This is a genomic window from Pseudoalteromonas sp. BSi20429 (assembly GCF_000238895.1).
Classification (GTDB): domain Bacteria; phylum Pseudomonadota; class Gammaproteobacteria; order Enterobacterales; family Alteromonadaceae; genus Pseudoalteromonas; species Pseudoalteromonas arctica.
Genome location: NZ_BADV01000023.1, coordinates 156,710 through 177,473 on the forward strand (window position 1 = coordinate 156,710; position 20,764 = coordinate 177,473).

Here is a 20,764-nt window from a genome sequence, read left to right on the forward strand (position 1 = left end):
CTAATAAAAAAGGCACTTTTCAGTGCCTTTTTTATTTTTTAGTTAAAAAGCATTAGCTTAATTATTCATCATCTTCAACAAGCGTCATTAGTGATGTGTTACCACCTGATGCTGTTGTATCAATACTGATTGTTTTTTCAGTAATAAGACGTTTGATTAATGTATCGTAATACTCAGAGCTAATTACTGGTAAAATAGCACCTTTACGCTGTGCAAGCTGTTGACTAAAGTAGCCCAAGCGAGACGAGCGAGCAGCAACTACCGCACCGGCTAAATGAGGGTGCGCCAAAATAGCTTGTAACTGGTTAGGTTTAGCTACTTGGAAAACACCTTCTGCAACACCTGTAGAGATAAATTTATCTCTAAAGGCAACTGCTTCATCATAAAACAGCTCAGACGCTACAGTAATTACCGTATTACCTGCGGCAATAGCAGTGATGATAGACAATGCCCAGAAGTTAAATGATGTGCTCTTATCTGCATAACACACTACACAACCACGTGCTTCTAGATGAAGTGTATTAGACTCACCCGTTGGCCCAGGCAGGGTAGTAAACTTACGCATGTGCTTTTCAAGGCGGTTAAGCTGTGCACGTGCTTCTGATAATGTTAATGCTAAGTCGTCTGCTAAATCGTCGATAATTTCTACCGTCGCGATTTTAGCAAGCAACTGACGTACAGCCGAAACACGGTCGTTTAGTGGTGTTGCACGCCAGATTTTCTCATCGCGCATTGAGTTGGCCATTAGCTTTTTAACTTGCTCATTCGCACCGCTGTAGTGGTGTAAATCAAGTTCGTCAGGCGTTAGGTTAGTCATTTGTACGTTATCTGGTGATGCTTTTTCTTTTACTAAACGTTGTAGGTAGTTAGGGCCACCGGCTTTAGGGCCAGTACCTGATAAACCACGGCCACCAAACGGTTGCACACCAACAATGGCACCAATCATGTTTCGGTTAATGTAAACATTACCCGCACGTGACATTTTAGCAAGGTACTCACAGCGCTCTTCAATACGTGAGTGAACACCCATTGTCAGACCATAGCCCGTGTTATTTATTTGATCCATCACATCATCAAGTTCATTCGATTTAAAGCGAACAATATGAACACATGGGCCAAATACTTCACGTTTAAGTACTGATAAGTCTTTAATTTCGTATAAACGAGGAGCAAAAAAGTATGCGCCATTTTGAGTATTATCAGGAATTTTACATTCGTAATGAAGTATAGAATTACCTTTTAAGTACTCAACGTGTTCATTTAAGTTTTTAAGTGCTTTTTCATCAATTACCGGACCAACATCAGTTGATAGTAACGATGGGTCGCCAATGTGTAACTCAGCTAGAGCGCCTTTAAGCATTTCGATAATGCCATCTGCTACGTCATCTTGAATGAATAAAACACGAAGAGCAGAACAACGTTGGCCAGCACTTTGAAAACCAGAACTGATCACATCGTCAACTACTTGCTCAGGAAGCGCCGTTGAGTCAACAATCATACAGTTTTGGCCACCTGTTTCTGCAATTAACGGTACTTGAATATCGTTACGTGCAGCAAGTGTTTGAGAAATTAATGTGCCTGTTTCAGTAGAACCTGTAAACATAACCGCTTGAATGCGCTCATCTGGAACAATTGTTTTACCTACTTCTGAGCCGCGAGCGATAACAGGTTGAACAACGTGCTCAGGTAAACCAACTGATAGCATTAGTTCAATGGCACGAAGGGCGATTAAACTTGTTTGCTCAGCAGGCTTAGCAATTACAGTGTTACCTGTAACAATCGCAGCAGCAACTTGACCTAAGAATATTGCAAGCGGGAAGTTCCACGGGCTAATACATAAAATAACGCCACGGGCTTCAAAACGCTCATCTTTAGATAACTCTTCAGCGCGCGCTGCGTAGTAACGACAAAAATCAACCGCTTCACGTACTTCATCAATACCATCTTGCGCTACTTTACCGGCTTCTTTAATACAGATAGCGACTAGTTCATCATGATGACGCTCTAAAATGTCAGCAACGCGGCGCAGTAAATTAGCACGCTCTTTTACTGGTGTTTGTGACCATGATTCAAGTGCCGCTTCAGCGTTAGCCAGTAATACTTTCATCTCTTCGCCAGTTTGCAATTTAACGTGGCCGATGATTTCTTTGTGATTTGCTGGGTTTTTAACAGCCAATGAGCCTTCTGGTACTTGGCTTTGCTCAATTAAGTGCTCGTTAAACCATGTTTCAAGATTCTCTTTGAAAGGGGTAATAACGTTAATATCGGTTAAATCCATGCCTTTAGAGTTAGCACGTTCTTCACCATATAAATCAATGGGCATTTTTATTTGCGTATTGTACTTATTACGCAAGCCTTGCAATGTTTCTACAGGGTCAGGTAGTAATGATTCAACAGGCTTTGTTGTATCTACAATCGCGTTTACAAATGATGAGTTAGCACCATTTTCTAACAAACGACGAACAAGGTAAGCAAGTAGGTCTTCGTGTTGACCAACCGGTGCATATACACGACATTGAATTTTTTCTTCGTTAACGATTTGGTCGAATAATGATTCACCCATACCGTGCAAACGTTGAAATTCAAAACCTGTGTTATCGCCTTTCGCTACTTCTAAAATAGTCGCGGCAGTGTAAGCGTTGTGCGTTGCAAATTGTGGATAAAGTACGTCGCGCGCTTCAAGCATTTTAATTGCACATGCTTTGTAAGAAACATCGGTTGTTGCTTTACGAGTAAATACAGGGAAATGCTCTAAACCATCTTGTTGTGTGGTTTTGATTTCAGTATCCCAGTACGCGCCCTTAACTAAACGTACCATCATTTTACGACCAACACGGGTTGCAAGGTCTGTTAGCCATTCAATTACAAAAATAGCGCGTTTTTGATACGCTTGAACCGCTAAGCCAAATCCTTGCCAATCACCAAGATCTTCATCACTAAATACCGCTTCAATTACATCTAATGAAATATCTAAACGGTCAGCTTCTTCAGCATCAACGGTAAAGCCGATATCGTATTTCTTAGCAGCAAGAGCAAGTTCTTTTAACTTAGGGACTATTTCTTCCATCACACGGTCTTTATGAGTGAACTCATAGCGCGGATGAATAGCAGAAAGCTTAACTGAAATACCAGGGCTCTTAATTGGACCACGACCATTTGCCGCTTTACCAATCGAGTGTATAGCATTCATGTAGCTGTCAAAGTAACGCTTCGCATCTTTCATTGTGCGCGCGCCTTCGCCTAGCATATCGTAAGAATATACATAACCTTTTTGCTCTGTATCGGCAGCACGTTCAATTGCTTCGTCAATGGTACGACCCATAACGAATTGCTTACCCATAATTTTCATAGCAAAATTTACAGACTTACGAATAACTGGCTCACCTAAACGACCAATGGTCTTTTTAAGCATGCCGAACTGTTGTTCTTTCGTTTTGTCTGTGTAGTTAACCATTTTACCGGTAACTAATAATCCCCAAGAAGACGCGTTTACGAATAAAGAATCGCTGCTGCCTAAATGAGAGCTCCAATCACCTTTCGCTAACTTGTCGCGAATCAGTACATCTTGAGTTGCTTTGTCTGGTACGCGAAGCAGCGCTTCGGCCAAACACATTAATACAACGCCTTCTTCACTAGAGAGTGAAAATTCATTTAAAAGCGCATCAACACCGCCTTGCCCATCTTGCTCTTTACGAATGTTTAAAACAATCTGGCGGGCTCTTTCCCAGGCACGACTTCGTGCTTTTACGCCTACTTCTGCAAGCGGTAAAATATGATCAATAACCGCATTTTCATCTATGCGGTAGAAGTCACGGATTCTTTGTCTAATAGGACAAATCGTTGTTAAATCGCCGTTGAATAACATAAGCAACCCTCAGGAGTGTTAAGAATTAAAGTAAAATTAATTACCAATAAATTACCAGTGATATTGTGAGTGCATTCTAATTAAATTTCAGCAGAATATGCTGGTTAAATTTCGCGTTTTACGATAATTTACAGGGCATAAATTTAACTTATCCGCATAAAATTCTGTTATGACAATTCCAAATAGATTACGCATGCTAGATCGTATTGATTTAGCCATACTAGACGTTCTACAAAAGAACGGCAGAATTTCAAATGTTAACCTCGCAAAACAGGTTAATTTGAGTGCAAGCCCGTGTCTTGATCGTGTAAAACGATTAGAGCAAGAAGGCTATATCGAAGGCTACTACGCTAAGCTTAGCGAAGCAAAGCTTAATCAAAGCTTAGTAGCACATGTTCAAGTGTCGCTTGTTGCTTCAAATACAGCAGTATTTAAGGTATTTAGAGAGCATATACTAAGAATACAACAAGTCGTTGAATGCGACATGGTGGCAGGCGGTTATGATTATTTATTAAAAATCCGCGTTTCTAATATGGAAGAATATAGACAAGTTCTTGGCGACTTAGTCGATATTCCCGGCGTGGGCACTCATCATACTTATATGGTGATCGAAAAGATTAAAAAAGACGAAGGGCTGCTAATCGACATTTAAGCTTTTCTCAAGTAATAAAAAACCGCAATTGCGGTTTTTTATTTTAGTAGATAAAGGCTATACCAAATAGTTAGTACATCACCTTATACATAATTTATTACGACCTTCCGACTTCGCTCTATATAAAGCCGTATCAGCCGCGCATATTAATGCCTCAGATGTTCTGTACTGATTATCGTATTCACACGCTAAACCCTGGCTTACACTTATCTTTACATTCGCTGGCAAACCAATATCTCTAAAATTAATGTTGAGTATTTTTTCTTGAATACGTTTTGCGATCATTTCTGCATTTGAGACGTGTGAGCGGGGTAATACAACAGCAAACTCCTCACCACCATAGCGTGCTACTAAACTATCTTTTGAGGGGAGGCAGTCTTCAATTGTTTGAGCTACTTTTTGCAAACATTTATCACCCTTTACATGACCAAAATTATCATTAAACAGTTTAAAAAAATCAATATCGATCAAGATAAAACTCAAAGGCTGTTTGTCTACTATGCATTCTTGCCAATTTTTAATAATCGCCTTTTCTAAAGTGCAGCGATTAGCGACGCCTGTAAGGTGATCTATTTTGGCTATGTTTTCGAGTACTTTATACTTTTTAACATGCCTAGAAATATCATGCATAATACAAATAAATAGAGGGATATTGTTTGTAGTTGATGCGGGTATACAAGAAATTGAGAGCTCTATATCTAAACAGTTACCATTGTTTTTTATTATTTTAACTTCTTTCGGGCCATGATTGAGTGGTGTTTGATAGTTGTTTTTCCAACTTTCAAACATGTATTGATAGTCATCGCGATACTGTTCTTGTAAACAATCTTGCCATTTTTTACCTATTAATGAGTCAGACGTAACATTAAAAAAACGAGCTGCAACGGGATTTACTGATTCAAACACTCCATCTGCATTAACAATAAAAATAGCATCGGCCATCACATTAGTGACATTAATAATTGCGCTTATTTTTTCATTGTTAACGGTATTAGAAATGCTGCTCATTAATGCAGATACAGCGTTGTCGGTGTTGTTTGCTCTGCTATTTTCATTATTGTTAGACATGGTGTTGCTCATTTTTATTGTTAATGAAACTTTATGTCTAGGAGTTTATTTAATTTATGGTTTTTAAACCTTTCGGTAACCTTCTTTTTTAATTTGTTGATTTTATTTGTTTTTATTGAAGTGTGTCAGTGCTTAGCTAAAAGGTAGTTAGGTTATAAATAAATTGCACTGGGGAAATTATGCTTGTGCAATTTAAAATCAATAATTAATTTTTGTCTTTATTTATAACTTGTGGGTCAGGGCTTGAATAAGGTTTATCATTACACTCAACGTTAAATATTAAACATGCAGTGCCTGAGTTTTTTGCTGTATCGGTGACGGTGATTGCTTGGCGGTTATCACTAAGTTCATAACTGAAATCTTGGGCACATGTTCCGATTTTATTAGTAATTGTAGCCCCCATGAAAAAAAAGCCTAGCCCAACTGTTACAGGAGTTAAAGTGTAAGTACCTGCAGTTTCGGCTCTTACTGTACCGCCGCCGTCAACGGCTTTACCATTTTCTGTATAGCTAAAAACGGCCTCTTTTTTATCGTTAAACTCAATATGTACTTGAAAATCGACTTTTTCTAAGGTGGTATTCATGTTATTTCCTTTGTATTTATAGTTTAAAGTCAGTAATGCCTAGTTTTATCAGGCTTGCTGTTATTGTTGGTATTTCGTTTGCTCGGTTTAAGCAGGTATATGCTTGTACCTGCGGGTACTTTACGTGAATACTTTGGTTTATTTTTACTGTTTGAGTAATAGCTTTAAGCGCATTTACGCAAAATTGCTCTCGCTGTTCGCTGGTCGAAGCTAATTTAGCTTTGAGCAGGTTTATATTTATGGGAGCTAAGTTATCTCTATTCTTCATTTTATTGGTTATGTAACGTTTATATTCGCCATCATTCTCAAGGGTTGTTAATAACTCTTGCGCTTTAAGAGGGAAGTTTCTGTCAATAAAATAGCGAGCCAGACTAATTTGTGTATTAATAGAATTGATACTATTAAAACCTTGTGATTTTAAGAAGCTAATAATTTTTCCTATTCTTGAATCTACTTTTTTGTCATAAGACAACATTATTAATTGCGCTAAAGAGCGATAATACATATGTTGAAATTCATTATTTTCTGGATCTTGCTTTAAAGCCTCATTTATATTTTCATTCGCAAAGCGAGCTTTTAAATAGGCCATTTTTTTATCAGGTAAATAGCTTAGTAAATAGCCTTGTTGCATATATATATTTGCTGACATATAAAAAAGACTCGCGTCATCAGGGTAGTGATTAGCCACCTTTTTGACCACAGCAACTGCATTGTCCAATATATACACTGCAGTGTTGAAGTTACCAAGCATACCTTCAGTTTTTGCAAGCCAACTAAGGGTATCTGCTTTATCACGCAATAAGTTTTTATTGTTGGGCTTTAGCACAAGCGCTTCGTTTTTAAGAGTAAGTGATTCGGTAAAGCTCTGTTTTGCCGCTTTATAATTAAATTGTTTTAAATACAAAGATCCCAGCGAATTATGTGAATACGACAACTCCATAATGGAATTAAAATCATTCGCTGCTAATGAATACATGGTTTCGCTATACATATGGTACTTTTTAAATAATGGCTCAGTGGCAGCGTAATCACTTTTATCATAATGAAGCTGGCCTAACCAAAAGGCATTGGCACCCGCAAGCGTTAGTAATTCTATATTGTTAGGCTGTATTTTTAATAATGCCTCAAGGCGGGTGCGGGCGTTTTCAAAGGCGGTAAAGGCTTCATCGGTTTTACCTCGGGAATAAGCTACTTCACCCATTGCTTCGAGGGTTTGTGCGTACTGGAAACGGTTGTTAAATTGTGCTTTATCATCGCTAAAGCTAAAGAGTGAACCTGATTCGTCTGTTTGATTTGTAAAATATTCAAGTGCTTTATTACTAATACCATCAAGTAAGTCCATACGCTTTACGCTACGCAGTTTGTCGGCAAAGTCACCCACCATAAACCCCAGTAAGCTTTCGGCCTCAAGCTGTTTTTTTTGCGCATGTTGCTGGGCCTTAAAACTAGTAAAGCTCATTAATAACGCGGTAAATGTAAGTAAGCACAATAAAGCAACGGTCACCCGTTTTACTCTTATTTTTGTTTTTGTTTTTTTAATAGAGCTTTTGATAAGAGTGTGCTCGTTATCATCTAATTTAAACAGTTTGTCGTTTAGTAATAGCTGCGCTTCTTGTAGCGGTTTACCTGGCGCTAGGAGGTAAGCACTACTTTTACCTTCATCTATCCAATTTTGCGCTTGGTGTTGTAAGCGGCTTTTTATTGCTAAGGCATCTTTATGATCATTAATCCATTGTTTTGCTCGCGGCCATTGACGTAATAATGCCTCGTGAGCAAGGCTAAAACAGGCTTCTTGATTTTGTAAATGCGATACAAATAAACGGCTATCGACCATGGCTTGCACAAGCTCTTTTTGGCTTGTGTTCGTTAATGTTTGCCAGCGGGCAGCGCGGCTCGTAATGGTTTTACCATCTGGATTTAAAGTGATCAGCTGTGATAATACGCTTTTTAGTTGCTGTTGTTGCTCGTTGCTGAGGTCAATAAATATATCTTCTGCTTTTTTGCCTATGGCTCCCTCAATACCCCCGAGTTTTGTGTAAACACTGTGCAGTAGCTCGTTATTATCACTGCGCTGTAAGTACAGCTCTTGCAATGTGTATTGCAGCATGGGCAGTGCGTCAGGGTTATTGGCTGTATCGGCGCACAATATTTCATCCAGTGGTGTTTGGGTTTGTGGGTCATTGGAGAACGTTAAATTAGCGGTTAACGCTGGCAGGCGAATAATTTGTTGAAGCTCTTGGCGATTTGGCGGTGTTAAATCGTAGTGCGCGCCATGAGCTTTGCCTGCCATTAGACTTGGTTGTTCAACCACTAAAGGGTAAAAGTCGTTACGACACGCACTAAATACAATCACAGTTTTAGAGGTTGCTAAGCGCTCAATAACTGATAAAAAATGGCTGCGTGTTTCGCTACTAAATAAAGGAGAAGAAAGCAGTACTTCTAAGCGGTCAATAAATAAAAATAACTGTGGTGTTTTAAGTTGTGTAGAGGCTTTGCTAAGTGCAATTTGTATGGCGTTGATTACGCCATCGATTGCCAATTCTAGTTGCTCTGCCAGTGTTTGCGCGCTTAATCCTTCAAATACAGGAAGGCCATTTATATCCCAATCAAGCAATGCAGAAGCTAAATCTAAAAAAAGTCTATTTTTATGAACATCTGCAAAGTCGAGTTGGCTATAAGAAATAACCCCAATGCCGTTATAGCCTCGCTCATCTAGCAGTTTTGGTAAAATCCCAGCATTAACAAGCGAAGATTTACCCGTACCGCTAGGGCCAAGTATTAAGCAAAAAGCACGACCAAATTTAACTTGGCTCGATATTCTATTGAGTAACGTTTCTATAGATTGATTACGGCCAAAAAATAGGTGTGTATCGCTTGGGTTGTAGGCGCTTAATCCTAAAAAAGGAGAGCCACCTTGCCATGTGTTTTCACTTTTTTTTATATCTTCAGCCAGAGGAAACTCAAGTTTTGCAATAACGCGGTAACCACGTTTGCGAATAGTTTCTATGTAGGTGGGTTCACTTGCTTTATCACCGAGAGCTTTTCGTAACTGGGTAATTGTTTTATGCAGCGGGTTATCGCCTACCTCAACATTTTTCCAGCATTGATCTAATAGCTCGTCAGTAGTAACAATTTCGCCTTTTTGGAAGCAAAGATGAACTAACACATCCATGGCTTTTGGTTCTAACTGTTTATTTTTTTCTGCACGCTGAAGAGTATTTGACTGGGGATTGACTTGCCAATCACCTAAATAAAAAGGGCTGCGATTCATAATGGCTCATTATTGTTATTATGTAATTAAAGCGAGTGATTAGCCGACTTTTTTAACCAATTCTTTATATTACAGATAAAATAACAAACAGATAAGGAGTTTTTACGCAGTAAAAGAAGTTTATTGATGTGGGTAATCCAATATTGAATTACCCACTGGATTTTATGACTATATATCGCTTTTATTTATGGTAACAACGCGCTGTGGAAATGGAATTTCAATATCAGCGTTATTAATTGCTTTGTAAACACCGCCGTTAATAGCCAGTTTGGTTTCGATAATTTTAGTAGTAGGTACCCAATATCTATAGCTGATTGTAACACCACTATCGGCAAAGCGTTCAATACCGACCTGCGATAATGGATTTTGCGCGACCAGTTCGTGCGCTTTAAGCACCTCTTCAATAAGACTAATGGCGCTATCAGAACATGCACTATAAGCTATATCTATTTCACCTTTGACCAATGAGTAACTAAACGAGTTGTGAAGTATTTCGCCCACAATATGTTTATTCGGAATGGTAATTTCTACTTTTTCTTCATTAATTAAAATAGTGTAGCCAAGCTCAATTGTTTTAACTTGGCCGCTGACATTTTTAACTTCAATAGTATCACCAACAACAAAAGGTCGAGTGGCTATAATGGCAAGGCCTGCACCATAGTTAGAGAGCATTCCTTGTAGAGCTAAACCAGCACCTAAAGATGCAGCACCAATGGCTGCTACAAATGGCGTAACGCTGATACCTATTTTGCCAAGTGCAATAATTATAACCATTACAATTAGCAGTACTTTTACCACGCTACTGACAAAGTTAGTGAGCGTAATGTCAACATTATGGCGGGTCATTAAGGCCGCTACAAATTTGGCAAGCTTTTGCGCTATCCACAAACCAATGAGGACGATAAAAATAGCACCGACAATTTGCATACTGTAGGTAACCATATACTCAGTAAGCATGGTGTAATATTTTTCAAACTGTTCGATTTCAGAACTGATCATAAAGCGCTCTATGTTAGGGCTATGTTGTATTTTTCCAACTATAGCAAAATGTTGACTAAAAATGGATATAACAGCGGTACTATAATCGCTGTTAGTAAAGCGCTTAGCGCCATTGCAACCGATGAGTAAGCGCCAACTTTTGGATGCTCGGCAATAGCAGCGGCAGTCCCAATTGCATGACAAGCTGTGCCCATGGCAACACCTTGAGATTCGTGATTAAAGATATTAATGAGTTTAAAAAGCATAAAGCCAAATAAAGCGCCTAGTAAACCAATAAAAATAACTAAAGCCGCTGCAAGTGAGCTAATCCCCCCTAATGAATCAGTGACAATTAAAGATATTGGGGTTGTGACACTGAGTGCGGCAACAGATGCACTTAGCTGCGCAGGCGCATTAAATAATATGCTTAGCAAAAATGCCACTACGGTTGCGTTAACAATACCTAGGCTACATGTTGCGACTATAAGTAATAAGTTTTTTCGTACGTGTGTAAACTGCTGATATAAAGGAAGCGCTAAAGCCACAATCGCGGGCTCTAATAACCAGCTTAGTAATTTGCTGTGCGAGGCAAATTGCGTATAAGACAAATTTAGATTAACTAGTAATAAAGCGATAATACTAATACTTAAAAATACGGGGTTAGTGAGTGATTTAAATACGCTGTTTTTTATACTTTGGTTTACGGCCCTTAGTGCTAAAAACAATACAATAATAAAAGGAATACTTAGCCACCATAAAGTAGGCTGTAGCTCTGAAATAGTAAAATTAGTCATTATTTTCTCTTCCCTTAAAGTGCGCAATTACACTACTAACAAGCAACAAGGTAGTTACAGGGACTAGCACCACAACTGATGCTAAAAATGCCCAGTGCGATTTTATAAGGCCGAGATGTTCAATAAATCCCACACCCGCAGGAATGAAAAAGATAGGCATAATATTTAAAATAGGGGAGGCGCATGGTTTTACATGTTGCTCTTTTACAATACCCGACAAGAGTAAAACTAATAAAATAACCATAGCGAGTAACGGTGCAGGAAAGCTTCCACCAATAAAGTGCATAATGAGTTTAGCGCAGGCTAAACATAGTAAAATAATAGCGCTACTGAGCAGATATTTCATCAAAGTGGCTCACAGAAAAGATAAGAGCTTAACTTTAACAAATCAAACTCTTTTATGCATTGTGCAATAGTCTACCAGTGCTTTGTATTTGCGTAGGTTATATTCGCTTTTCCTTTTCCTTTTCCTTTTGCTTTAGCAATTGCTTTTTTAGTGTTTGGGTTTAACAATAAGCGAATTTGGCTGAAGGTTTCTTTAGCGAGTATTTTTCGTTGGTTTGGTTTATAGCTAAGTTGTGTAATGCGTTTAATTGCAGCGAGCGTATCTGGTGAACGCTCAAGTAATGTATCGAGCATGTTTTGCGTTGCTTGGTGAGTATCATCGGTAAGTTTAGTAACCAAACCTAGCTCATTTGCTTGTTGTGCAGTGATTGGGTTTGCGTGGCTTGCAAGCCAAAGTGCTTGGTCGCGCTTAACTAAACCGCTCATCATTACATTTGCGCCCATATCGGGGCACAATCCCCAACGCGCTTCCATAATGGCAAGTTTGGCATCAATATGAACAACTCTGTAATCTGCCCCCAAAGCTATTTGCAAACCCCCCCCTAAACAGTTGCCATCAATTTGTGCAATAACGGGCACACTCAGTGACTGCCAGCCTAATACTACTTTTTGCGCTAAATTTTGATTGCCTGGTAACCATTTAAGCAATAATTTTATAATATTCAATGGTGCCGCCATTACGGCTGATATATCAAGCCCTGCACAAAAATGCTCGCCATCGCCTTTTATTACCACAGCACGAATACTACGATCTCTTTTTATATTTTTAATGGCTTTGTTTAGCTCTACAAACATTTCAAAGCTTAATGCATTTTGTTTTTTTGCTCTGCTAAGCGTGACGGTTGCAATGCCATTTTGTTTTTCTAGTTTTATCATTACACACTCCTCTGACCTGTTGCTTGAGCTTATGTTGTTATAGGAATTAAGTAAAGTGACGGTATTTTTTAAATAAATGGAATTTATTGCTAAAGCCGTAGTCTTAAAGGATTGGTTTTAGATGAGAAAAAGCTAAACAATTCGGACCTAAGATAATAAAAATATTTTACGTTGTTATTTTAACTAAAATAATAAAAGTAATCTTTATATTCAATAGTTTAGGTGAATTGTTATTTATCGATTTAGTTGTATGCTGAATAAAGCATGACTCGGTTACAAAAAAGTCAGTGTTTTACGTTTTTTTTATCAAAATGATGATGAGATTTGATAATATAGCGCAACTTAAAAGCTTAAGGTAAGCACATATGTCGGGTCCACGTTTATATACGGTAGAAGAAGCTACTCACCAAGCTTATGATATTTTTTTAGAGTTAGCGCCAAATAACTTGAGTGAAAAAGATGTTGAAGACTTTAATGAGTTTAGAGAAGACCTAGGCTTTATTGAAGAAGACGAGCCAGATGACCAGTGGCAAGACTTTGTAGCCCTTGAAATAGAGCCAGAGCACTTTATTCAGGTGTTGGTTGGTTTAGAATTTGAAAATGATGATGTTTTGTTTGCTAAAATTTTGATTAGTCGTGATAAAGATGCTCCGTTTTGTCATATTTTATGGAAAGAAACTGAATAAGCAATACTGCTTATTTTTATAATTGTGTGCAGAGAGAGTATTGTGCGTAAGTATTTATTTTTAATTTTTTTAATAATTAGCAGCCCAAGTTGGGCCGTTGATCCATTTGAAGATTTTCATGAATATGGCAAGCTCTCTGATGAAGAAATTCATGAGTTACACAAAGGTGACATGTTCTACGGTGATACTGAATTTGGCTTTATTCTAAGTAAAGGTAACACCAATTCGACCAGTTTTAAGCTCAAAGGTAATTTATACCAAGACTTTGAAAAGTGGCGTAACCAATTTAAAATAGACTCTCTTTATAAGCGTGATGAGAACGATGAAAGCGGTGGCACTGATGTTACAGCTAATCGTGTTTTTGTATCAGCGCAAGGTAACTATAAAGTAGGTGTTAAAAACTCCTCATTTTTTATTTACGGTGATTACGAAGAAGATGAGTTTAGTGGACTTGATTTTAAAAGTACGGTGGCGACAGGCTATGGTGCACGTGTATATCAAGGCTCTAAAAACAAAGTAGATATTGATATAGGACCTGGTTTATACCGTTCAGTAGCCGATGAAGATTCGGATGTGAGCGAAGATGAAATTAATAAAACTGGTTATTTAGTACGTGTTGCAATGCAGTGGGAACGTTTGGTTTCTAAGCGTACTCGTTTTAATCAAGATGTGAGTATAGAGCAGTCGCTCTCAGGTCTTAATTCTCGCTTAAAATCGGAAACTGCACTAATAAGCCAAGTGATTGGTGCGGTATCACTCAAATTTACCTACATGTATCGTTATAATTCAAAACCCGAAGATGATAAACTCAAGTTTGACTCAGAGCTGAGTGCTACATTGGTGTACAGCTTTTAAGTATTTATTTAATTTAGAGAATATTATGTATCAGCATAAACAGTATGCGGTGTTTATCTTTTTTGTATTAGCGTGGATAGGCGGTTTTGTAGCGCTTGCATGGAACTTGTTAGGCGCTGATGGACCTTTAATGATATTTGCTGGGATTTTAGTGCTGGTGGGCTTTTTGTTCCATGGTCTAACAGTAAAAGTAGATGATAAGAATATTAGCTGGGCGTTTGGTCCAGGCGTTGCAGGGCAAAGCATTGAGCTTGGCGAAGTAGTAGAAGCTAAGGCAGTCCAAAACTCTTACAGACACGGTATTGGTATGCGAATCACTCACGATGGTTGGGTGTATACAGTATCTGGCTTTAGTGCAATACAGCTAACGCTTAAAGATGGCACTTTGTATCGAGTTGGCACAAACGATCAAAAAGGTTTACTCGCCGCTCTAAAAGAAAAGAATGTATCAATCACGCTGCCTAGTAAGGCAAAAATTGAAACGGTTAAGCGCAACAATATGATATAAAAAAAGCGCCCTAGGCGCTTTTTTACTTGTTTTAACAGTGTATTAGTGGTCGTGACCACACCCACCTTCACCATGTACATGACCATGAGTGAGTTCTTCTTCGGTTGCATCACGTACTTCTAGTATCTCTACATCAAAGTTAAGTGTTATGCCTGCAAGTGGGTTATTACCATCTACAATAACTTCTTCATCTTGGATATCGATGATCATTACTGATTGGTCACCATCATCTGTTGATGCACGAAATTGCATGCCGACTTCAATTTCCATACCTTCAAACATCGACTTAGGTACAGCTTGCATTAGGTTATCGTGGCGTTCGCCATAACCTTCATCAGGTTCAACTTTTACGCTAAGTGTGTCGCCTGGTTGTTTGCCTTGCAAAGCATTTTCTAGGCCTGAAATTAAGTAGCCTGTGCCAATGATAAAGTGTAGTGGCTCACCACCGAACGAATTATCAATGCTATTGCCATCATTATCCATTACCGAATAATGCATTTTTACCACTTTGTTTGCCGCAACGATCATAGTCATTCCTATTTATTCATCTTCAAGAGAGTAGGGTAGAGGCAGAATGCTTAGCTCCACCTGAGGTGTGTGTTTTGCACGAAGTACCTGAGTTACATCAGTATCGTTTGGCAACACAACGAGGCCTGTTAATTTATTTGTTTGTTCATTAAAGCTTTGTGCAATAAGTTTACCTGCACGGCGCCAATTTTCGCCTAATTGGGTTTCTAAATCGGGCTCTGAAAGTATCCCTTCGCTTTGACCTGAAACTATATACATTGCACGCTTATTTTTACCTAGGTACTTCATGCGAGCCACAGTTTCTTGACCGGTATAACACCCTTTTTTAAAGCTTATACCGCCAATAGCATGTAGGTTTACCATTTGAGGAACATACTCGCCAATTGCATCTGCACTTAACTGAGGTTCACCTGCAAGCATAGATGCTTGTTGCCAAGGAGTTTCGTTATCAAGTGTAGATACGTCATCAGGCATACTAAACTGGCTATCGACCATCAATAAAACACGGTTATCAGCTAATTTTAGTGCTTTACCGCTTTCAAAGTCACACGCGCTCGCATCACCTTCAAAGTTAATATCAAGTTGTGCGAGTACACCCGATAAATCATCACCAATGAGACCAATTAATCGCTTTGAACATGCACTAATGTCAACTTTTGCAAATACGGCATACTTTTTTAGCTCAGCTAACGATTTTTCTACTTCGTTTTCGCTGCCTGTAAGGTAGTAGCTGTCTTGATAAGAAAATAATTTAAATACGCCCCAAAGTTTACCTTTAGCGCTGCAATGGCCAGCCCACAAATAATTACTGCTGGTTAATTTATTTAGATCTTGAGTGATTTGCCCGTGTAAATAAGATAATTTATCAGCACCGCAGAGGCTAATAAGTTGATGAGATAACGGACATGCATAAACGCTCGACATAAAAACCTTCTTTGCAATATAAATGAAGTGACATAATAACGCAGTTGTTACGTATGGTACAGACAAGCGCTTATTGGTGCGGGTTTATTCTTTAATGAGAGATTAATAGCTGCTAAATAGGCTTGTGTTTGTTAAACTCGAGTCAATTAAGTATGAGGTTTAAAATGGTTGAAATTCATAGTAAAGCACGTATTCGTTGGGCTTGCCGTCGTGGCATGTTAGAGCTTGATGTTTTGTTTATGCCGTTTGTTGAAGAAGCATACGACTCATTGAGCGCAGAGCAACAGGCTATTTTTCAGCGTTTGCTAACAGAAGAAGACCCTGACTTATTTGCATGGTTTATGGGTCATCAAGAATGTAAAGATGAGCAGTTAAACGGTATGGTTTCGCTGATCTTAGACCGAGTTCGTGTATAGGTTTACAGTTACTAATAATAACGCTGACCACAAACCTATTGTGGTCTTTTTTTGCATGCTCAGTTTAATATTATGTTTATTTTTAGATTCGCTACTAGCTATGCTTTTTTGTTTGATAATTAATATATTAGCTGGCTTTTTAGTGTGGCAAAAAGTGTTGGCAATTCATCCAAACCATGGCGTTATAATTCTAGAACCCAAGCTATTTAGATTTGAGGGCGAGGGTTTAAAAATTCAGGGTGAAATTAGTAAAAAAAGCCGTTTTTATGGCAATAATATATGGCTACACATTAAAGGTTTTAGTAACAACCATTGGCTTATAATTTCAGCCAATGGTGTTAATGAACAAAGCTATGCGCGTCTAAAACGTGCTACTTTAAGCGCGATTAATTGCGTTTTGGAGTCAAAATAGTCGGTGTTGGATTTTCATTTTGTTCAGGGTAATCAATAGTATAATGTAGGCCTCTGCTTTCTTTTCGCTCCATTGCACTTCTAATAATGAGTTCTGACACTTGTACTAAGTTACGAAGCTCAAGCAAGTTATTACTTACTCTAAAGTTTGCATAATAATCGTGTATTTCTTGCTGCAGCAACTCAACCCTATGCAGTGCACGTTCTAAGCGTTTAGTAGAGCGTACAATACCTACATAATCCCACATAAATAAACGTAGTTCATGCCAGTTATGGGTAATAACAATTTCTTCATCAGAGTTACTAACACGGCTTTCATCCCAATGAGGTAGAGCCATTGGCTCTGGTGCATGTTCAATTTTACTTAAAATATCTTTAGCTGCAGCGTGGGCAAATACAATACATTCCAATAATGAATTACTTGCCATACGGTTTGCACCATGTAGGCCTGTGTAAGCGACTTCGCCAACAGCATACAAGTTATCGAGATCTGTTTTACCGTTAAAGTCGGTCATTACGCCACCACAAGTGTAATGCGCAGCAGGTACAACTGGGATTGCTTCTTTTGTTATATCAAGCCCTACACTTAGGCATTTTGCGTAAATAGTAGGAAAGTGCTCAATAATAAAGTCTTTATCTTTGTGGCTAATATCTAAATAAACACAATTAGCACCTAAACGCTTCATTTCAAAATCGATTGCGCGTGCCACTATATCGCGTGGAGCAAGTTCTTCACGGCTGTCAAAGTCTTTCATAAAACGAGTGCCATCAGGTCGTTTTAAATAAGCCCCTTCACCGCGCATAGCTTCTGTAATTAAAAAGTTTTGTAGCTCTGGATGATAAAGGCTCGTTGGATGAAATTGATTAAATTCCATATTGGCAACTTTACAGCCTGCGCGCCATGCCATTGCAATGCCATCACCACTTGATACATCTGGATTAGATGTATACAAATACACTTTGCTTGCGCCACCAGTGGCAAGAGCAACAAATTTAGCTGAAATGGTTTCTACCTTTTTAGCTTTTTTGTTCCACACATACATACCTTCAATGTGTGATCCTGTTTTTCCGGCGCTTTTATCTGTAATTAAATCAATAGCATTGTATTGCTCTAAGAGCGTTATATTCTTATGAATTTTAACTTGGCTAATAAGCGTGGTTTGCACAGCTTTGCCAGTAGCATCGGCTGCATGCAAAATACGACGATGGCTGTGACCGCCTTCACGTGTTAAATGAAAACGCTCTTTTCCTTTGCTATCAAACTCCATATCAAAGGGAACACCTTGGTCGATTAACCACTGTAGGCAATCGTGAGCATTGCTGGCAGTATAATGAACAGCGTCTCTGTCGCATAAACCGCCGCCCGCATCGAGTGTATCTTCAACATGAGATTCTATGCTGTCGTTTTGTTTATCAAATACAGCTGCTATACCACCTTGAGCATATAAAGTAGAACCTTCTGTAAGCGCTCCTTTACTGATCACGGTAACGTTACAATAATTAGCTAGAGATAATGCAAGTGATAAGCCTGCTGCGCCGCTACCTATAATAGCGACATCTGCAATGTGATGTTTATTTTGGTTCATGTCAGAGGTACTTTGCGGTTACAATGCTCGTATAGAGCAATATTTGTTTTTAATATCTGTAGTTGTACCATATTTGTCATACTACTACGTAGTGATTTTAAAGGCTTAGCGCCGTTATTTATCATCTATTTTATAAAAAAATAATATTAAGCAGAACTTTTTATTCATAAAGAGGTCAGAGTATTTGTGAACAATGACGACAATATGAATAACAAGCAAAAATCAGACATAGGAGTACCGGCTCGAATGAGCGAGCAGGAATTAGATTTAGTGCTAGTAAAAAGGGTCCAGCAAGGAGATAAAAACGCCTTCAACCTATTAGTAAAGAAGTATCAAAACAAAATTGCAGGTTTGATCTCACGTTATGTATCAAACCAAGGCGATATTGCTGATGTAGCACAAGAGGCTTTTATTAAAGCTTACCGTGCACTTCCAAACTTTAGAGGTGACAGCGCCTTTTACACGTGGTTATACCGTATTGCCGTTAATTGTGCTAAAAATTACTTAGTAGCCCAGGGGCGTAAGCCGCCAGCAAATGATATAGACGCTGAAGATGCCGAGTTTTATGATTGTGCAGATTCAATGCGATCTAATGCATCTCCTGAAAACCTACTTTTAAGCGAAGAAGTACGCGCTGTTATTTTTAATACGATTGATAGTTTGCCTGAAGATCTTAAAACCGCAATCACCCTTAGAGAAATCGAAGGGATGAGCTATGAAGAAATAGCAGTGGTAATGGATTGCCCGGTCGGGACTGTGCGTTCGCGTATATTTCGTGCCCGTGAAGCAATAGATAACAAATTAAACCCATTAATAGGCGAGTCTTAGTATGACAAAAGCACACCTTAACAAGTTAGATAACGAAGCGTTATCGGCATTACTTGATGGCGAGCAACATCTGACTGATGCAAAAATTGCAGAGCAAGATGTAACTACGTTTGGCCGTTATGCGTTAATTGGTGATGCGATGCGTGCTCAAAAAAATAATAACGACATACATATTGATATTAGCGATCGCGTTGCATTAGCACTAGAAAGCGAGCCTGTTTATGCTGACTTTAGTCAGTCAAAAACACAGCCTCAAGCAATCACTGAGACGGTACAAGATAATAAAGTAGTGGCTTTTAATTGGCGCAAGCCAGTTGCTCAACTAGCAATTGCAGCCAGTGTGGCAATGTTTGCTATTGTGGGAGTTAATACGCTTCCTCAAAGTAACAACGAGCAACAAAGCGAAATTCCATTACTACAAACCACACCGCTGACAGGTATGGCATCGCCAGTAAGTTACTCATCTGAGCCTGCGCTTGAAAATGCAGAGCAAGGTTTACGTGAATTACAGCAACAACGTATTGGTGCATTAGTTCTTGAGCATCAACGCCAAGCACGAGTTGCGAATTCTTTAGAAACAGCGCAAACTAATACCAAAGCGTCTGAGGAAAAAAACTAATTAAATGAAAGTAATCACTTTTGTTCTGTCGTTGGTAGTAAGCTTTAATGCATTTGCCAACGACACAAATCCTGCCAAAGATTTATTACTAAAAATGGCTAATGCCGTTCACACTCGTAATTTTGACGCTTCGTTTGTGGTTGTCAAAGGTAAAACAATGGAACCCTACCGATGGGTGCATGCTTTACAAGGTGACACAGAACTTGAGCATTTAAGTTTACTTAACGGTGCTGGGCTTGAAATGGTCCGTATTGACAACCAAGTTACTTATTTTGAACCTCAGTCAGAACCATACTCCCTAAAAACAGATTCAATAGCGGGTCCAATCCCTGAAGTACTTTTTAAAGATATAGATCGCTTAAGCGCGCACTATGATTTTGTACTAGGCGGGAAAGGTCGTATTGCTGGGCGTGCTGCACAACTAGTTCGAATAGAATCTAAAGACGAGTATAAATATAATTATTGGATTTGGCTGGATATGGAGTCGTCGTTGTTACTAAAAGCCGCGTACGTTAACCATGAAGGTGAGGCCTTAGAGCAGTTACAGCTTACTCACATTAGTGTGACAGAGCAGCCAGCAGGTATGTTACTTGAAGTCCTCAATCGAAACTTTCCAACGCCTTTACCAAACGATGCACTTATAAACGAAGACAGTACAGCGACTAACTGGCAAATTAGTTGGTTACCGGATGGCTTTGAATTACTAAAATCAGACAGACATAAGCTCGATTTAAATAACGAATTAACAGACTATTACTTGTTCTCTGATGGTTTTGTTGAAATTTCGGTATTTATTCAGCGTCCATTACCGGGTAAGCGTTTAAGTGGTGCACTAACCTCTGGTGCAACGACAGTATATGTGCATAATGGCGGTAATTTTGATGTATCGGTTGTTGGTAATGTACCGAGTATGACCGCAAAAGCGATTGCTGAGTCAGTTACCCGCGCATTATAAACGATTCGTAAGGATT

20 protein-coding genes are annotated in these 20,764 nt (G+C 38.8%); 9 read left to right on the plus strand and 11 right to left on the minus strand.

The genetic code is table 11. The features are described from left to right. Positions 1-61 precede the first annotated feature (61 nt). Positions 62-3,865 (minus strand): bifunctional proline dehydrogenase/L-glutamate gamma-semialdehyde dehydrogenase PutA, encoded by a 3,804-nt coding sequence (gene putA / locus P20429_RS14145; protein ID WP_007581679.1) that lies wholly within the window; start codon positions 3,863-3,865, stop codon positions 62-64. Between the two features lie 169 nt (positions 3,866-4,034). Between putA and P20429_RS19270 the strand changes: the two genes are divergently transcribed. Continuing rightward, positions 4,035-4,517, plus strand: coding sequence for a winged helix-turn-helix transcriptional regulator (locus tag P20429_RS19270; protein WP_024590009.1), 483 nt, complete (start codon positions 4,035-4,037; stop codon positions 4,515-4,517). Positions 4,518-4,595: 78 nt separating this feature from the next. On the opposite strand, the gene P20429_RS14140 is transcribed toward P20429_RS19270, so the two are convergent. The 7 genes from P20429_RS14140 to P20429_RS14110 all read right to left on the minus strand — a co-directional run bounded on the left by P20429_RS14140 (position 4,596) and on the right by P20429_RS14110 (position 12,432). Then, positions 4,596-5,585 carry a sensor domain-containing diguanylate cyclase gene (locus P20429_RS14140; protein WP_007581681.1) on the minus strand — a complete coding sequence of 330 codons (990 nt, stop codon included), beginning with the start codon at positions 5,583-5,585 and terminating at the stop codon, positions 4,596-4,598. Positions 5,586-5,790: 205 nt separating this feature from the next. Next, on the minus strand, positions 5,791-6,168 hold the full coding sequence (locus tag P20429_RS14135) for a DP-EP family protein (protein ID WP_007581685.1): 378 nt from the start codon (positions 6,166-6,168) through the stop codon (positions 5,791-5,793). 16 nt (positions 6,169-6,184) lie between these two features. Beyond that, on the minus strand, positions 6,185-9,439 hold the full coding sequence (locus P20429_RS14130) for a winged helix-turn-helix domain-containing protein (protein ID WP_007581687.1): 3,255 nt from the start codon (positions 9,437-9,439) through the stop codon (positions 6,185-6,187). A gap of 168 nt (positions 9,440-9,607) precedes the next feature. Then, entirely contained in the window at positions 9,608-10,438 is an 831-nt protein-coding gene (locus P20429_RS14125) for a mechanosensitive ion channel family protein (protein WP_007581689.1), read from the minus strand. A gap of 38 nt (positions 10,439-10,476) precedes the next feature. Beyond that, the gene (locus P20429_RS14120) at positions 10,477-11,211 is read right to left on the minus strand and encodes an LrgB family protein (RefSeq protein WP_007581691.1); all 735 of its coding nucleotides are present in this window, start codon (positions 11,209-11,211) and stop codon (positions 10,477-10,479) included. Then, on the minus strand, positions 11,204-11,557 hold the full coding sequence (locus P20429_RS14115) for a CidA/LrgA family protein (protein ID WP_007581693.1): 354 nt from the start codon (positions 11,555-11,557) through the stop codon (positions 11,204-11,206). The genes P20429_RS14120 and P20429_RS14115 overlap by 8 nt, the downstream gene beginning before the upstream one ends. 71 nt (positions 11,558-11,628) lie before the next feature. Then, positions 11,629-12,432, minus strand: a complete 804-nt coding sequence (locus P20429_RS14110; protein ID WP_007581695.1) for a crotonase/enoyl-CoA hydratase family protein — start codon at positions 12,430-12,432, stop codon at positions 11,629-11,631. A 365-nt stretch (positions 12,433-12,797) separates the two neighbouring features. Between P20429_RS14110 and P20429_RS14105 the strand changes: the two genes are divergently transcribed. Genes P20429_RS14105 through P20429_RS14095 form a run of 3 tightly spaced genes read left to right on the plus strand, consistent with a single transcriptional unit; the run spans position 12,798 to position 14,481 of the window. Then, positions 12,798-13,118 carry an HI1450 family dsDNA-mimic protein gene (locus tag P20429_RS14105; RefSeq protein ID WP_007581697.1) on the plus strand — a complete coding sequence of 107 codons (321 nt, stop codon included), beginning with the start codon at positions 12,798-12,800 and terminating at the stop codon, positions 13,116-13,118. A gap of 42 nt (positions 13,119-13,160) precedes the next feature. After that, the gene (locus P20429_RS14100; RefSeq protein ID WP_007581700.1) at positions 13,161-13,973 is read left to right on the plus strand and encodes a DUF481 domain-containing protein; all 813 of its coding nucleotides are present in this window, start codon (positions 13,161-13,163) and stop codon (positions 13,971-13,973) included. Between the two features lie 25 nt (positions 13,974-13,998). Continuing rightward, positions 13,999-14,481, plus strand: a complete 483-nt coding sequence (locus tag P20429_RS14095) for a hypothetical protein (protein ID WP_007581702.1) — start codon at positions 13,999-14,001, stop codon at positions 14,479-14,481. Positions 14,482-14,523: 42 nt separating this feature from the next. Here the strand turns inward: P20429_RS14095 and P20429_RS14090 are convergent, their stop codons facing one another. Continuing rightward, positions 14,524-15,009, minus strand: coding sequence for a peptidylprolyl isomerase (locus P20429_RS14090; protein ID WP_007581704.1), 486 nt, complete (start codon positions 15,007-15,009; stop codon positions 14,524-14,526). 12 nt (positions 15,010-15,021) lie between these two features. Then, positions 15,022-15,933, minus strand: coding sequence for a folate-binding protein YgfZ (locus tag P20429_RS14085; RefSeq protein WP_007581706.1), 912 nt, complete (start codon positions 15,931-15,933; stop codon positions 15,022-15,024). Between the two features lie 164 nt (positions 15,934-16,097). Here P20429_RS14085 and P20429_RS14080 point away from each other — a divergent pair, with 164 nt between their 5' ends. After that, positions 16,098-16,349 carry a succinate dehydrogenase assembly factor 2 gene (locus tag P20429_RS14080; RefSeq protein WP_007581709.1) on the plus strand — a complete coding sequence of 84 codons (252 nt, stop codon included), beginning with the start codon at positions 16,098-16,100 and terminating at the stop codon, positions 16,347-16,349. 55 nt (positions 16,350-16,404) lie between these two features. Beyond that, positions 16,405-16,761: a hypothetical protein gene (locus tag P20429_RS20835; RefSeq protein ID WP_007581712.1), complete on the plus strand. Its 357-nt coding sequence runs from the start codon at positions 16,405-16,407 to the stop codon at positions 16,759-16,761. On the opposite strand, the gene nadB is transcribed toward P20429_RS20835, so the two are convergent. Further along, the gene (gene nadB, locus P20429_RS14070) at positions 16,736-18,346 is read right to left on the minus strand and encodes an L-aspartate oxidase (protein WP_007581714.1); all 1,611 of its coding nucleotides are present in this window, start codon (positions 18,344-18,346) and stop codon (positions 16,736-16,738) included. The genes P20429_RS20835 and nadB overlap by 26 nt on opposite strands. Positions 18,347-18,592: 246 nt before the next feature. On the opposite strand from nadB, the gene rpoE reads away from it, so the two are divergent. From rpoE to P20429_RS14055, 3 genes are read left to right on the plus strand one after another with little or no spacing between them, the layout of a single operon-like run. Then, complete coding sequence (rpoE, locus tag P20429_RS14065; RefSeq protein ID WP_002958721.1) at positions 18,593-19,174, plus strand: RNA polymerase sigma factor RpoE; 582 nt, start codon at positions 18,593-18,595, stop codon at positions 19,172-19,174. 1 nt (position 19,175) lies between these two features. After that, positions 19,176-19,793 carry a sigma-E factor negative regulatory protein gene (locus P20429_RS14060; RefSeq protein ID WP_007581717.1) on the plus strand — a complete coding sequence of 206 codons (618 nt, stop codon included), beginning with the start codon at positions 19,176-19,178 and terminating at the stop codon, positions 19,791-19,793. Between the two features lie 4 nt (positions 19,794-19,797). Further along, positions 19,798-20,748, plus strand: coding sequence for a MucB/RseB C-terminal domain-containing protein (locus tag P20429_RS14055; RefSeq protein ID WP_007581719.1), 951 nt, complete (start codon positions 19,798-19,800; stop codon positions 20,746-20,748). Positions 20,749-20,764: the final 16 nt, after the last annotated feature.

Bases quoted from the DNA above. Each gene is read 5' to 3' on its own strand.
- P20429_RS14115 (WP_007581693.1), bottom strand. From the start codon at position 11,557: ATGAAATATCTGCTCAGTAGCGCTATTATTTTACTATGTTTAGCCTGC.
- P20429_RS14140 (WP_007581681.1), bottom strand. From the start codon at position 5,585: ATGTCTAACAATAATGAAAATAGCAGAGCAAACAACACCGACAACGCT.
- rpoE (WP_002958721.1), top strand. From the start codon at position 18,593: ATGAGCGAGCAGGAATTAGATTTAGTGCTAGTAAAAAGGGTCCAGCAA.
- P20429_RS20835 (WP_007581712.1), top strand. From the start codon at position 16,405: ATGCTCAGTTTAATATTATGTTTATTTTTAGATTCGCTACTAGCTATG.
- P20429_RS14095 (WP_007581702.1), top strand. From the start codon at position 13,999: ATGTATCAGCATAAACAGTATGCGGTGTTTATCTTTTTTGTATTAGCG.
- P20429_RS14125 (WP_007581689.1), bottom strand. From the start codon at position 10,438: ATGATCAGTTCTGAAATCGAACAGTTTGAAAAATATTACACCATGCTT.
- P20429_RS14085 (WP_007581706.1), bottom strand. From the start codon at position 15,933: ATGTCGAGCGTTTATGCATGTCCGTTATCTCATCAACTTATTAGCCTC.
- P20429_RS14080 (WP_007581709.1), top strand. From the start codon at position 16,098: ATGGTTGAAATTCATAGTAAAGCACGTATTCGTTGGGCTTGCCGTCGT.
- nadB (WP_007581714.1), bottom strand. From the start codon at position 18,346: ATGAACCAAAATAAACATCACATTGCAGATGTCGCTATTATAGGTAGC.
- P20429_RS14110 (WP_007581695.1), bottom strand. From the start codon at position 12,432: ATGATAAAACTAGAAAAACAAAATGGCATTGCAACCGTCACGCTTAGC.
- P20429_RS19270 (WP_024590009.1), top strand. From the start codon at position 4,035: ATGACAATTCCAAATAGATTACGCATGCTAGATCGTATTGATTTAGCC.
- P20429_RS14090 (WP_007581704.1), bottom strand. From the start codon at position 15,009: ATGATCGTTGCGGCAAACAAAGTGGTAAAAATGCATTATTCGGTAATG.
- P20429_RS14135 (WP_007581685.1), bottom strand. From the start codon at position 6,168: ATGAATACCACCTTAGAAAAAGTCGATTTTCAAGTACATATTGAGTTT.
- P20429_RS14130 (WP_007581687.1), bottom strand. From the start codon at position 9,439: ATGAATCGCAGCCCTTTTTATTTAGGTGATTGGCAAGTCAATCCCCAG.
- putA (WP_007581679.1), bottom strand. From the start codon at position 3,865: ATGTTATTCAACGGCGATTTAACAACGATTTGTCCTATTAGACAAAGA.
- P20429_RS14120 (WP_007581691.1), bottom strand. From the start codon at position 11,211: ATGACTAATTTTACTATTTCAGAGCTACAGCCTACTTTATGGTGGCTA.
- P20429_RS14055 (WP_007581719.1), top strand. From the start codon at position 19,798: ATGAAAGTAATCACTTTTGTTCTGTCGTTGGTAGTAAGCTTTAATGCA.
- P20429_RS14060 (WP_007581717.1), top strand. From the start codon at position 19,176: ATGACAAAAGCACACCTTAACAAGTTAGATAACGAAGCGTTATCGGCA.
- P20429_RS14105 (WP_007581697.1), top strand. From the start codon at position 12,798: ATGTCGGGTCCACGTTTATATACGGTAGAAGAAGCTACTCACCAAGCT.